The organism is Anaerobacillus sp., assembly GCF_046314235.1.
Taxonomy (GTDB): Bacteria; Bacillota; Bacilli; order Bacillales; family Anaerobacillaceae; genus Anaerobacillus.
Genome location: NZ_JBKBWN010000007.1, coordinates 188,157 through 201,122 on the forward strand (window position 1 = coordinate 188,157; position 12,966 = coordinate 201,122).

Here is a 12,966-nt window from a genome sequence, read left to right on the forward strand (position 1 = left end):
TACCATAATATTGGTTGTTAATTCAATAGCAGGTATAAAAGAGCATTAATATTATTCAATCCTTTTTAGAAGTAGAAATTACAACGTATTTGTAAAAGTGCAACAATCTTAAAGCCATTGTGAATATCCTTAGTTGGATTATCTATAATCTAAAAGGTCGTAAATCAAAAAAGGGTAGATATACCTAAAATTTCAAAGGAGAGAATACATGTGGAAATACGTCAAGAGCAATTAAATAGGTTTGGATTATTAATCGAACGGAAGAGAAAACAGAAAGGGTGGTCAATGTCTCGTTTGTCAAAAGAAACTGGAGGAGTTCTATCAAGTAGTTATATTTGTAGGATAGAACGTTCGGAACGTGAAAGCAAAAATATTGCTATTCATAAAGTAATTAAGTTAGCAGAAGCTCTGGATATTGCTATTCAAGATTTAGTCGATTCCATATAGGGATTATTATGGTAGGGAGAAAAGGAGAGTTTGTTTCTCTCTGCCATAATACGTATTTCTTCAACTTCTATGTAATTTGAGGAGGCTCGTTCATCGCAAGCAGTAAATTGAGAGCAGACATTTTTGGCAAACCTTCTAAGAAGTGGTCTGCTGAATTAATAGTTCTTAAACTTAAAACATGTTCCGTATACAACGGAGACTTTATAAATAACGTTTCGCTGCGCGGCGAAACGTTTTTATTGCAAACTCTTTTAAAAATAGACATAGGAAAAACAAAAGACCAACTCAATGAGTAACGGGTTCAGTTTTTTGGAGTGGAAAACACATTTATCAGGTAAATCCCTTTTGAAATTACATTGCAATTAGGTGTATAATCCCAATATATATGCAGTAATGAATTTTTGATAAAAATAATAGAAAAAACAATTTAATGCCTTATAATTTTAAAAAAGGACGGTGACGGGAATGGAAAAAAGAATCATTGAAATCCTATTACAACTACAAAATGATATGAAAGAAGTGAAAACTGATATTCAAGAAATTCATGAAATAGTAAACAGAATTGAAGCTTCTCAAACTGAAGATGAAGTAGGAACGTTAATAGTAGCTAAAAAGAAAACAGATTTTGAAATTGATTTTATAAACAATAAACTAACGGAAATGGACAAGCGATTATTTATTCTTGAAAAGAGAATTAAAAATTAGTGACTTGGTAGCATCGATAAATAACGAGTTTAGTTATTTGTTGAATTTAGATAAATATAGTTCACAGTACAACGATTATATATAACAAATAATTTTAAAGTCGATAGTTTCCTATCGGCTTTTTGCTTTATAAAAAATATATAAATTGGTAATAAACTTATGTACTAAAAGTAGAACGGTTACTAAAAGTATCGCTAAATGGCTTGTAATTCAAAAGAAGCACTGATTACAATTGAAAAAGTCCAGAAACTGAACCTACATATACTCTTTTCCATTAAAGATTACATGGAATGATCCATGGGAGCATGTCCACTCTAACACTTTCCACCTCCTGTATTTATGTCTGAAACATTGATACATGGGTTCTCCCATTGTAATTCATCAAAGCTTTACTTGTACGATCTACGTCACATGCTATTAAGATTTCTTCTTTCATATACTGATCTCTCCTTTCAATTAGTAGATTCAATATATTCTATACAATACAAGCCATACATTTAAGACAATTCATAAAAAATGTTGTTTACTGAATCTAACCAACCTATGACATTTCTTAAATTGTCAAACAGTGTTGAACCATTAAAGCATATTAAGATGCTTGAAAATTGCTTATTATTGTTTCATCAATAACTCGAAGAAAGGTGATATTTGATGAAACCAGAAATAGGTAACTACTTCCAAGAATTGCACGAACAAATAACGGATAGGTCAAAGTGGGATGAAGAACGTTTTATGGTATTTGGACATGAAGCAGGGTCAGGCAAAAGTCAGATGACGTTTAAATTCATTGGAGAAATGACTAAAACAAAGACTTACCGTGTACTATTTGTTCAAAAATTTTCAAGAGATGATGAATTAATTAATACAGTGTCTAAAATTAACGAACATGCGGGAAATATTGTAGCAATGAAATTTTCGAAAGAAGACACAGGTAACAAAAAAAGGAAACAACAGGCAGAGGAAGCACAAGTGCTGTGCATAACTCACCAAATGTATCAATTAATATGTAAAGGAGAACATGCCGAACTTATTAAAGATAGGCAAATCCTTATTATTGACGAGTATCCTCACATAATTGAAACAATACACCTGTGTAGTGAGGATATTGGGAAGCTATGGATCAATAACTATAAGTATGGTTTGGATTTATCTCTTGATGCAATTGTTAATTTCTTACGGAACTTGCTACACCAGAAAAAGGCTAATAAGAACTTCAATAAAATGTTGCTAATAGAGTTTAACATCGAGGAACAACGTAGATATAAAAAGGTAGTTAACCAATTACTGAGTAGGGTAAGTGATGACGGAGACAAGAAAATACTTTCTAAGATCAATTACTTACTATCATACGGTGGTTATATGTACGAGAATGCCTTCTATACTTACCGTGAAGACATTGACTACAAAATGTTTCAAAATAATATCATCCTCGATGCTAACGCTTCATTCGATACAAAATACTCCCTATCTAAAAAATTCCACAGGATTAGCCAACCAAAGATCTTCAATTATTCCAATACCATTATCCATCATAGTGTAATAAAGACTGGTAAATGCAATCTAAAAAAATATATTAATTTTAATGAGAAGGTTCTTTCCAAAGTTTCCCCTGAGAGAAAGAACAAGATTCTATTTATTACAGATAAAGAAAGAGAACAAGGATTGTCTATCTCTATTAGTGATTACTTTTTATCACTTGGGTACAGCAAGAAAGAGGCAGAAATGATAATAGAAGAAAGAATTAAGGTCGACCATTTTGGGAATTTGATAGGCGTTAATACCTATCGTGATTTCGATACCGTAGTGATAACAAAAACTCCAAACTATGATTACATTTCATACGCTATGACATTCTATCACCTGACACAGAACAAAAAAGAGGATCAACTACAATTATTCAAACATGAAGAAATCGAATCCTTACGAGAATCCACTGTTGCTGGTGAAATATACCAAGCGATAAAACGTATTAATCGAGACAACAGTAAAAATTGCGAAATCTTTCTGTTCATGGACAATGAGAAAGTGGAAAGTATTATAAGAAGCCAATTTCCTCAAATTCATTACCATAAAGATCAATTTGAAGTAGATTCCAAGAAAGTAAACAAACCTAAGAAGGAAAAGAAGTCTGATATTCGAATTGGTATGGCAAAAAAATATCTTTTAGAGTATAAAGAAAAAGGTGCTCCTTTTATAAGGAAAATTGAGCTTAGGAATTTTTTAGGAATAAATGATGGCGGTAATCTCAGAAATGAAGTTTTATTGAATTTGATGGACTTTTTCAAGGAAGAAAGAATTTTCGAAGATGGTCAAAAAATATTCCTAAACAATCCAGAAGGAAATCAAATCTCATAAATCCAATGGTCAACAGGAACGTGATTTCTGTTGACTATTCACTATCCAATGTATGGTTTGTAAAGGGGGGACGCTTGACCCAGGGAGATGAATAGTTGGTGCATGTAACGTCGGTAGACGGTATCATTATCCTATTACTTGCATAACCTATGGAGAATCCCTATGAACAAGCTTTAACTTATAGAGTTTGGAGTTCATCAACATTTAGGTGAGTATTTAACAAAACACTTCCTTTTGCCATGTGATTACTATTTCCCCATAGATTTGGAGTTTCCCTTCGTAACGCTCTTCATTCCGAACCAAACTTTAGATTTTGCAATTGGTCTTTTTGAGCTTCCAGTTCGGAATGCCGATAAATGATGATTTTAATGGGTTTGTAGAATACCATTTTGTTGCATGAAGTATCCCTTCCACCTAAGAATAAAGCAGGTTCCCTAATGAACATTCCGAACCGTAGAATTTGCAATTATCCTCTTTTATTTGTAAATCGGAATGCCGATATATGAATGTTTTACAAGTAAATTGGAGTACACCCTTTTTAATATAAACGATATAATATCCTACTTGCGAAGAAAGTTGTATTAATTAATAATTCTTCCCTATTAGATAAAGAGAAAATACAACTTTTCTAATTCTATTTTTCTCTTCAAACGACTGTACTTAACAAGATTCCCACCAACGACAGCAATGGTGTCAAACAAAAATGAGCCACGCTGCGCGTGGCTCTCCCCTATTATTTATTCTGTTTTAGATTTAAGAATTTCTTTCCATCAAGGTATCGATTAGAAATGTCGTAGTCGGTGAACCGTATTTTTAAACGATTTTCCTGCATTTCTCTATCTACTTGCCAGTTTTCAAGAGTTAGTACCAGTCTTTTTTCAACAATACCTTTATATGGGCTGTAAACGACCTCCTCAGCCTTTCTCCGCATGTTCTCCACAGCTACCCCATCATAACCTACAATTGCAACCGTCAAGTGCAATTCAAAGTAATTCGCTGAATTATTTGGGTCTTTCCCCATCATGTCGTTCAGCATCTTATAAAAACATGCAATCTGTTTAGTAAAAGAGTACAAGTCTTGCCTATTCAGATGGTCGAATAACAGTGCTGTAACATGAAGTTTTGAAGGCATCTGAGAAATTTGACCGTTACTTTCATTTTGAACTTGGGTATAACTCTTTTTTACACGGATAATCTGAATGTTTGAACGTACCATATTTTCAAAGGTGAAATTATCGAGGAGTATCTTTTTGTTAGCAAAAAGTGTACTCTTTGCTTTATTCTGCCTGTTGGCCTTCTTAATGTTCGCTTCTACATCCATACCTGATTCTGAAATACTCGCTATACCTTTACCGTTAAATGACTTTGAACCATATTCAAGCCCCTTCTTTCGTTTCTGGGTAGATTCTTCTAATCTTTCTATTTGTTCACAAACCACCTCTCCATCAAGGAAATCATGAAACTCATTCCAATATCGTTTAGCGAAATCAAGACCTTTATTCTTTTCGATCAATATAGACATGGAGTTGCTGTGTATTTCTTCTAAAATCAAGTTTAATGTGACGGTATTGTTTGTTCTTCTGAGTAAAGGTATAACTTTTTGAAGAATAAAGGAGCCTTTAAAGATAGATAGGAGAATACGTTCGTTAGTTTTAAGAGGTGGAACTGGAGCGACCTTCTGTGAACCACCTGGCTCTGTCTCTCCTTTTAAATAGCGAAGAGCATACTTTTTTAAGACAATTACTTTGTGTTGAGTAACTCTATCACTTAGAAAAAAAGGTGCGTACTTTATAATATCATTTTCGAGTAGTTCTTCCATCTGCCTTTGAAACATTGAAGGAGATTTAAAAAGAGCCAACTCACTTCCAAGTTCTCGCAACTGTTTTAATAGCATTACCTTATTCCCGAAAAGGTAAATAATCTTCAAATAATCTTGATACTTCTCACAAATTGTGTTTTTTTCATTTATAGACTTAGACAATGGTGAATAATTGTTTTCCATGCTATTACCTCCTTTAATTAAATTCTTACGGTCTCGTAGCCATATTCCATTATTGAAACTGCTATTTCCTTGGCGAGCATTTCTTGGCGACCGTAGTTGTCTGTGATAACCTCATACGCCATTTCAACGCCTGTTTCTGTTGTATAAACGTTGTCAGGCATACTAATAAGCCCTTGTTTCATCATGTCAAAATATTCGTTTGCTTGGTCTCTATGACCTTGCTGACGAAGTTCTTCTAATTTATCCATGAATTCAATTCTTACTTGCGTTTCTGTTTTCCATGTCTCACGAACCTGCTCGGATAGGCTAAAATACTTATCTGACAAGGCTAAATCGTGATAGGGAGACCTTGTTTGTGCATGGTAATGTTCACGAAGGTTCCACTGGCGTTCAGCAAGCTCTCTTCCCTTTGATGTAAGAGTGTACGCCTCTTTGAACTCCTTTCCGTCTTTGAAGAGAATTTTCTCGGCGTAGCCATCACGAACGTAGTTCTTGATGCGACTTTCAGCAAGATTGCAATGATGTTTGAGATTTTCAGCAGAGACGATACCTGCCTTTGACATGGCTGTAAAAGCGAGTTTGTCACGCATGAAAAACTGCGATATATATTCCTTTTTGCGAGCCACAATAACACCTCCTATAATGGGATATGATTAGTCTTGATAAGGCTCAAAGAGCCGTAAAAGCATAAGAGATTGTAGTAGTTACTTAGACGAAGGCTAAGTAAGTAGTACAAGGTCTTATGTATGGTTTTCTTACTTTGCCATAGGCGAAGTAAGCTGTCTCGAAAGAGACAGTGGCTTTTTTCCGAACGGACAAGTGAGTGGTCGAATTTTGAAGTGAGTGCCTGTAGCAAAGCGGAGGGTCGAACGGTTGGCGTAGCCAATCAAAATGAGAGGTTGAGCTTCTTAGTGAGCCGATATCCGAAGGATAAGGCGAGCTTAGAAGTCTCACCACGAATGCAGTCCGTCATTCCACGGACTGTCATTCCGTTTACAATCTACTAACACTTTTACAGCAAATTTGTGTAAACCTCGGTACCATTCTAATTAGGTAGCCATTCCGTTTTATATGATAGTTTAATTGAGTATAGATTATTACATAAATTGAGCTGAAATATAAAAATATCAAATCAAACACACTCTAACATTCCTCAAACCCAGAACTGTTGGATGATTACAATCCATGAATAGGAGAATATCATTATTATTACCTGGACATGATCTTTTGTTTATTGCTACAACAAATACTCCTGAGCCTTATGATGTTTATTGGAAATTAAAAAATGAGGCAACGTAGCGATTAGTGAAGACTGTATCAGAGGACAAATTATTCAATCAAATAAAATGACACTCACTGAACAAACAACTTTCAAGGGAGATCATTATGTAGAGTGCTATAAAGTCAAGGACGGAATCTGCGTTACAAAGAAGATAATTAGAGTAAAAATTAAGGTCTCGTAAACAAGTGAGAACCAAACATTAATTCTTATTTATATGGATATTCTTTTTCTTTTATATTTTGTAAAAAAAAAATTACAGAAAATTGTATAGGAACTATACCAACGGATATACTACTAAATTGCACGTATATTCGTCTTCAAACAAGTCAAAGCTATCTCTAAATAAAAATAAGAGGTAGGTAGCTGTATGAAAGATAAAAATTATAAAGATCGTATGCTTCATTTATGGGATGCAGAAAAAAACAAAAAGTTATTGAACATAGACTTCAGTGAGATTAACACTAAAGATATTGAGACTCAAGCATATTGGATTTGTGACTTTGAGGGGAGACAATGTAGTTTCATAAAAACACCTAAGCAAGTTTACCAATCAATTTACAACGGTGCAGCTGTATGTAATATATGTCGAGAACTTCCATATGAAAAAAGCATTATGTTTAAAGCACCACATAGAGTAGAACAATACTGGGATCATAAAAAGAATACAGAAATTAATGTTTATCCGAATTATAAACCTGGAAGCTCCAATGATAGTATCTATGTTCATTGTATTGAACATAGCTGGAAAGGTATGCAGAGGTGTGCAGACTTGGCGAAGCACATTCCGTGTCCTTTTTGTAATGGAAAAGGTGCAACACCTGATTGGAACTTACAAATTTTGTTTCCTGAAATAGCTAAAACACTACATCCTGACTATGATCCAACCACAATTTTGCCATATTCATCTATTGTTTATCCTTGGTGGTGTGATGAATGTAAAGACTTCTACAAGAAGTCCGTAAGTTGTAGAACTGAACAAAATCAGGGGTGCCCTAATCATTCTTTAACCTCACTTACAGAACAATTGATCTGTTCGGTACTTAATGAAATAATCGGTGGCTTTGAAAAATATAGACTAAAGACTAAAAGGTGGAGTTCAAACGGAAACCCTGTTGAAATAGATATTTATCATAATAAATTAGAGGGGGCAATTGAATATGATGGAAAACACCATGATACAAAAGTAAGAGAGATTTCTGATCAAGAAAAGAATAATATGTTATATAAAAGTGGCGAAATATCTTTTTTCATTCGAATACGTGAAGAGAATTTACCTAAATTAGCTTACTATGAGAAACAACACGAAGTAATTTGTGGTAAACATGAATACACCTACAAGTTTTTGATTAAACCGTTGCAAGAAGTTTTATCTATAATGAAAGATAAATACAATATTTATTTTGAAGAATATACTGATGACGAAGTCTATGGTTTAATTACCGAATTACTTCCAAAAATTTCTCGAAATGATACTCCATCTTCCAAGTCAAAACAAATTTCAGTAATTGCACCTGGGCTTTTAAGACATATACCTGATGACAAAAAGCATCTTTCATATGGTTCCAACATCCCGTTAGAAAGTACATGCCCAAAGCCAGATTGCAGACATAAATTCCGAAAAATTGTTAAAAACTTGGTCAAATCAAAAGGATTATGCCCAAAATGTTTGTTTTTTGTAAAGGATATTCTTGACGCAGACAGCCCTTTGGTAAGGTGGCACCCCAAAAAAAATACGTTGTAAAAATATTAAAGAGCTCTGCTTTATTATTTTATTAGTCATATATCTAAAAAAATAATTAATTATTTTCATTCTCAACCTCTGGGTTCCAGCAATACAATACCTCCTTTGTTGAAACACAGTAGGCATTTATGCTCTTACATGGAGTTAAATCTTATGCTTTTTTTCGCTGATACCTGCACGCAATAGACAAAAGCTAATGGATGCACAATCCTACTGTAATATTTTTCTTCTTGTTCCTTGCTCCAATCTGTGCAGATAGGTGAACTCCACTACTCTTTATTCATTACAATATGTCTACATCCAGCATTATACACACTGAGTAGCGATGGCGAAGATTGAATTGGTTAGAAACAAGGGGAACGATTTTTCTGTAAACAGAAGAACCGTCCCTGTGTTTTCAAATAGAGTCGCTCCATCTTGAAAGAATATGATCTAACTCTTTCAAGATACTTGAATAAGGCTCCTTCTTATTTATAACAAATCTTACTATGCCTTCTTCGGGATCAGTCTCTAACCTGGGAACTCTAATTACTTGATATTGAGTAATTGAACTATGAGTAAAACCCTTAATGTCCTCTTGCGCATAAAAAATCTTACTGGAGGGTTTTAGTTCTTCATTAACTTGTGGAACTATGTATCTTGCTAAATTGTCTAAATCAATTTCTTGGTATTTAGGTGGAACATATAAAATTGTTAAAGATACATTTATCAATAAGGACGATATAAACTTATACTTCTTTTTAAAATGTATAAGTGATTCTCTTACCTTTTCTTTGAAGACTTTTGTTTCTCCTTTTTGGGTAGGTAAAGTTAGTAAATCTAAGGGAGAAAAAATAGGCGAGATTACAAGACTTCTACTTAGTTCTAATAAATTTGTTATTCGGTTTTGTGCTAAAACCTTATATCGTTCTCTAACTAATTTAGGATAGAAGTTGAAAAGGTCGATTGGACTAATTTTATCAATTGAAAAAAGGTGATTTTGAATATGATATAAATTTATTCCTAACATTGTTTCATATGCTTGTTTTTCATTATGTTTACGATAATATTCTTCCATCTCTTTAGTTGAGTAATAATTTTCAATGGCTTCATCCAATCTTCTCTGAATAGAAAGTCTACTATCTTCATCCTTCAATAGTTCATCAAATTCGTATCCTCTGTATTCTTCATCATATTTAAATGAATTTGAATTTATTTTATCTAACAGTTTTAAGTCCTCTAATATATTTGACATTCCAACAGCATTAATAGAAATACGAGGTTTTTCATTCCTTTGCTCAATATGATAATTTACAATCAGAATTTGAACCTGGCGATCATCTTGAAAAAGGAGGTTTTTTCTTCTAATATTGCTTCCATTGACTGGTTGAGAAAGTAAATCAAGATAGTTTTTAGGTAATTTATGTATATGAGGCGGATTGTTTTCTGTTGGGTAAAAATCAAATTCAATAGCTATAGGCCCTAAAAAGCCTCTTCTATTTTCATTTTTCAATTTTTCCAGTACAAATTGTTGGAACAATGTCTCTTCAGCGGAATCTATACTGTTTTTACTTTTGGGTTCCATAGGTACGTCAATTGTTATTCTATTACACCACCTTTCATAATAGCGAGATAACTGTCCTCTACTTGTTTCTAATAAATAGTCTAATTTGTTCATTTCGGCCCCCTAATTATTTATATAAGTCTATATATCTATTTTACAAGAAAGAACTGTCCGTTTGTCCGAAATTTTGAAGGGAATGAATTATTTTGAGAATTGCCAATTTTTAGGGGGTGTATCCTAAAAAGGTGATTTTATGAAATGAACTGTCTATTGGTTGGAAAGTAACTCTATTGCCACCGCTTTTATATAGGGTGACAAAGTCATCGTTTTATTAGTAAAGTTTGGTTTAAAGTTATTATTATGGAAAGTTGAAAAGGGAAATGGTTGATCCAGATAATCTTTGTGAGGAGTTATATATCCTTGGGTACAGCTTTACTATTTAAAAATCAGATTAAAAATGAAAGATGATATTTTCATATTATTGGTGTAGACTCAATATAAGGAATTCTTCAAGTTAAAGTGAAAACAATGAAAATGGTCAATCCACTGAACTTATTATCGCTTTTCTAATCTTATACAAAAAAGCACTTTGGAGCTCACATTGGCTAAAAAATTCGTTTAAGATCGATGTAATTTAATTATATAAACTTTGTACTAATTTACATAAAATAATCATAAAAGAAATGGTGTGGTTTAGATATGAGAATGAGAGACCTTACTGAAATGCTTGGATTAGAGAAGAGAATACCAGTAATGTATGATAGTAGGTTAGCGTTGAAAGCAATTATTCAATGCCAGTTTTGTACACCAGCAGAACAGAGATTAAGCAAAGATTATGATGAAGATGTATTTCCTTCTGAAGAGGGTGTTCATATTCAAAACGTTTCTATTGAAGAGTTTAATGAAATAATGAGAAATGGGAATCCGCCCGATTTTCGTAAAATTAGGGGAATGATCAACGATAACATCAATTATCCAATATCAATGTTCGATGTAATCTACGCAGTTTTTTGTTTGTACCATGAAGAAGGTCATTGGATAGATTTTAAAAGTTCTGGACAATCAGGATCTGATTTTATGAGAAAGGATGCCCCTTTTAGAAAGCCTGTATATGAACTTGGTGAAAGAATTAAGAAAGAAGAAGATCCCAACTTAAAATTAAAATTGGGAAATGAATGGACTTTATTGTATCGGAATATCCCTATGGAAAAATATGCTGATATCTATGCTTTAAATAAGCTTTCTGAAATTGATTGGAAAGAATTTGAAAAAATGTGTTCCAAAATAAATTAAAGGTGAATTCCACTACTCTTATTAAATATTATCTACATTCAGCACTCTACACACATTGAGTGTGTGGCACTGATAGAGTTAAAATAGCTTGTTATCAATAGGATTTGCGGATTTTAGGTTTATTTTGATATGTGTTTTATGTTCCCTCGAATTAATGTTTCGGGGGATTTTTTGTTCGCCCAGCATGGGTGAATAAAAGACCTGTAGCGTTAATGGATACAGGTCTTTTAAATTTCGTCACTGTGACACTAGTTAAAGACGGCTGAGTTTTAATAATCCCCAAGTTCTACTCTGAAAAGTAGAGCATGGGGATTTTTAAATGACATAACAACTACCAAATTTTTATTTTCACAATCAATCTTGAGTGTGATAAATTTTTTGTAAATTTCATAACTATAAATTATGGTAATTATAAAAAATAATTATTACACGGTGTTAATAGATTTTTAGAATTCAGGAGGGATTTTATGAATAATGTTTATCAAGAAAGTAAGGATTTTGCCACTACCTACATACTGCCTTACACAGAAATAATTGATAAGGAAGCAAAATTTCCTGAAGAAGCTTTTAAGGAACTAGGGACTAAAGGCTTCTTAAAACTACTTATACCTGAAGAATATGGTGGATACGGAAAAGGACTTGTAGAGCATGCAGAGGCTGTTTTGGCCTTTGCAGAGTCGTGTTCCACAACTGCTCTTTGCTATATGATGCATAATGTTGCTTTAATGTGTATCGTAACTCACGGAAGTGAAAAGCTTAAGAGAGAGATTTTTTCTGATGTCGTTGAAAACGGAAAATTCCTCGCATTAGCCTACAGTGAATTCGGAACTGGTACGCATTTCTATAATCCGGAAATTACTGTTCAGTTTACGGGTGACTATACAACATTCAACGGAACGAAGAGCATGGTAACTTCAGCTACATATGCGTCTTACTACCTTGTTCTTGCGCCTTCTGTAGAAGAAGGAAAGATTAACAACTGGGTATTTCCTCTAGAGACAGAAGGATTACGCTTTGAAATGTCCAATTGGAATGGTCTTGGAATGAGAGGGAACTCGTCATGCCCAATGCACATTGAAAATGTAGCACTCGAATCGTCTTATCGAATTGGTGAAGAAGGTTCAGGCCAAGAGCAAGTATTCGATGTAGTAGCACCTTTCTTTATAACAGGATTAGGTTCAGTTTATAGCGGTACTGCCTTGCATATGTTTGATGTTGCTAGCAATTATTCTGTAGATCGAAAATACCCTGATGGAAGTTCACTATCAAATATTGAAACCGTCCAAGTACATATTGGAACGATATACAAAAATGCAGCTGCCGCAAGAGCTTTAACACTGGATGCTGCTACTGCGGGTGCAAATGGTGATGCAGATGCACTTGCAAAGATTTTGGCTGCTAGAATCGTAGCGTCAGATGCTGCCATTGAATGTGGGAAACTTGCCATGAGAGTTGGAGGAGGTAAAGCATATAATAAAACTTTACCTACTGAGAGACTTCTGCGAGATGCCTATGCAGGGCAGATTATGGCTCCAAGCGCAGACGTTCTAAATGTTTGGCTTGGAAAAGCATTAACTGGTCAGATGATTCCTTAAAAA

Annotated in this window: 10 protein-coding genes; 7 read left to right on the forward strand and 3 right to left on the reverse strand. The window is 33.8% G+C overall.

From position 1 onward, the window contains the following. Positions 1-210: 210 nt before the first annotated feature. From ACK4M9_RS12125 to ACK4M9_RS12135, 3 genes are all read left to right on the forward strand, one after another. Positions 211-447, forward strand: coding sequence for a helix-turn-helix domain-containing protein (locus ACK4M9_RS12125; RefSeq protein WP_409850749.1), 237 nt, complete (start codon positions 211-213; stop codon positions 445-447). Between the two features lie 465 nt (positions 448-912). Then, complete coding sequence (locus ACK4M9_RS12130; protein WP_409850751.1) at positions 913-1,152, forward strand: hypothetical protein; 240 nt, start codon at positions 913-915, stop codon at positions 1,150-1,152. A gap of 651 nt (positions 1,153-1,803) precedes the next feature. Then, positions 1,804-3,507, forward strand: a complete 1,704-nt coding sequence (locus ACK4M9_RS12135; RefSeq protein WP_409850752.1) for a DEAD/DEAH box helicase family protein — start codon at positions 1,804-1,806, stop codon at positions 3,505-3,507. Between the two features lie 733 nt (positions 3,508-4,240). Here ACK4M9_RS12135 and ACK4M9_RS12140 read toward each other — a convergent pair. Continuing rightward, positions 4,241-5,509: a hypothetical protein gene (locus ACK4M9_RS12140; RefSeq protein ID WP_409850754.1), complete on the reverse strand. Its 1,269-nt coding sequence runs from the start codon at positions 5,507-5,509 to the stop codon at positions 4,241-4,243. A gap of 17 nt (positions 5,510-5,526) precedes the next feature. Continuing rightward, the gene (locus ACK4M9_RS12145; protein ID WP_409850756.1) at positions 5,527-6,135 is read right to left on the reverse strand and encodes a hypothetical protein; all 609 of its coding nucleotides are present in this window, start codon (positions 6,133-6,135) and stop codon (positions 5,527-5,529) included. A 720-nt stretch (positions 6,136-6,855) separates the two neighbouring features. Between ACK4M9_RS12145 and ACK4M9_RS12150 the strand changes: the two genes are divergently transcribed. Further along, on the forward strand, positions 6,856-6,972 hold the full coding sequence (locus tag ACK4M9_RS12150) for a nucleotide-binding domain-containing protein (protein ID WP_409850758.1): 117 nt from the start codon (positions 6,856-6,858) through the stop codon (positions 6,970-6,972). A gap of 186 nt (positions 6,973-7,158) precedes the next feature. Beyond that, on the forward strand, positions 7,159-8,532 hold the full coding sequence (locus tag ACK4M9_RS12155; RefSeq protein WP_409850760.1) for a zinc-ribbon domain-containing protein: 1,374 nt from the start codon (positions 7,159-7,161) through the stop codon (positions 8,530-8,532). A 397-nt stretch (positions 8,533-8,929) separates the two neighbouring features. On the opposite strand, the gene ACK4M9_RS12160 is transcribed toward ACK4M9_RS12155, so the two are convergent. Then, positions 8,930-10,189 carry a hypothetical protein gene (locus ACK4M9_RS12160; protein WP_409850762.1) on the reverse strand — a complete coding sequence of 420 codons (1,260 nt, stop codon included), beginning with the start codon at positions 10,187-10,189 and terminating at the stop codon, positions 8,930-8,932. A gap of 585 nt (positions 10,190-10,774) precedes the next feature. Here ACK4M9_RS12160 and ACK4M9_RS12165 point away from each other — a divergent pair. Next, on the forward strand, positions 10,775-11,368 hold the full coding sequence (locus ACK4M9_RS12165) for a hypothetical protein (protein WP_409850764.1): 594 nt from the start codon (positions 10,775-10,777) through the stop codon (positions 11,366-11,368). 467 nt (positions 11,369-11,835) lie between these two features. Further along, a complete protein-coding gene (locus tag ACK4M9_RS12170) occupies positions 11,836-12,963 on the forward strand; it encodes an acyl-CoA dehydrogenase family protein (protein ID WP_409850765.1) in 1,128 nt (375 codons plus the stop codon). Positions 12,964-12,966: the final 3 nt, after the last annotated feature.

Bases quoted from the DNA above. Each gene is read 5' to 3' on its own strand.
- ACK4M9_RS12130 (WP_409850751.1), top strand. From the start codon at position 913: ATGGAAAAAAGAATCATTGAAATCCTATTACAACTACAAAATGATATG.
- ACK4M9_RS12135 (WP_409850752.1), top strand. From the start codon at position 1,804: ATGAAACCAGAAATAGGTAACTACTTCCAAGAATTGCACGAACAAATA.
- ACK4M9_RS12140 (WP_409850754.1), bottom strand. From the start codon at position 5,509: ATGGAAAACAATTATTCACCATTGTCTAAGTCTATAAATGAAAAAAAC.
- ACK4M9_RS12150 (WP_409850758.1), top strand. From the start codon at position 6,856: ATGACACTCACTGAACAAACAACTTTCAAGGGAGATCATTATGTAGAG.
- ACK4M9_RS12155 (WP_409850760.1), top strand. From the start codon at position 7,159: ATGAAAGATAAAAATTATAAAGATCGTATGCTTCATTTATGGGATGCA.
- ACK4M9_RS12160 (WP_409850762.1), bottom strand. From the start codon at position 10,189: ATGAACAAATTAGACTATTTATTAGAAACAAGTAGAGGACAGTTATCT.
- ACK4M9_RS12165 (WP_409850764.1), top strand. From the start codon at position 10,775: ATGAGAATGAGAGACCTTACTGAAATGCTTGGATTAGAGAAGAGAATA.
- ACK4M9_RS12170 (WP_409850765.1), top strand. From the start codon at position 11,836: ATGAATAATGTTTATCAAGAAAGTAAGGATTTTGCCACTACCTACATA.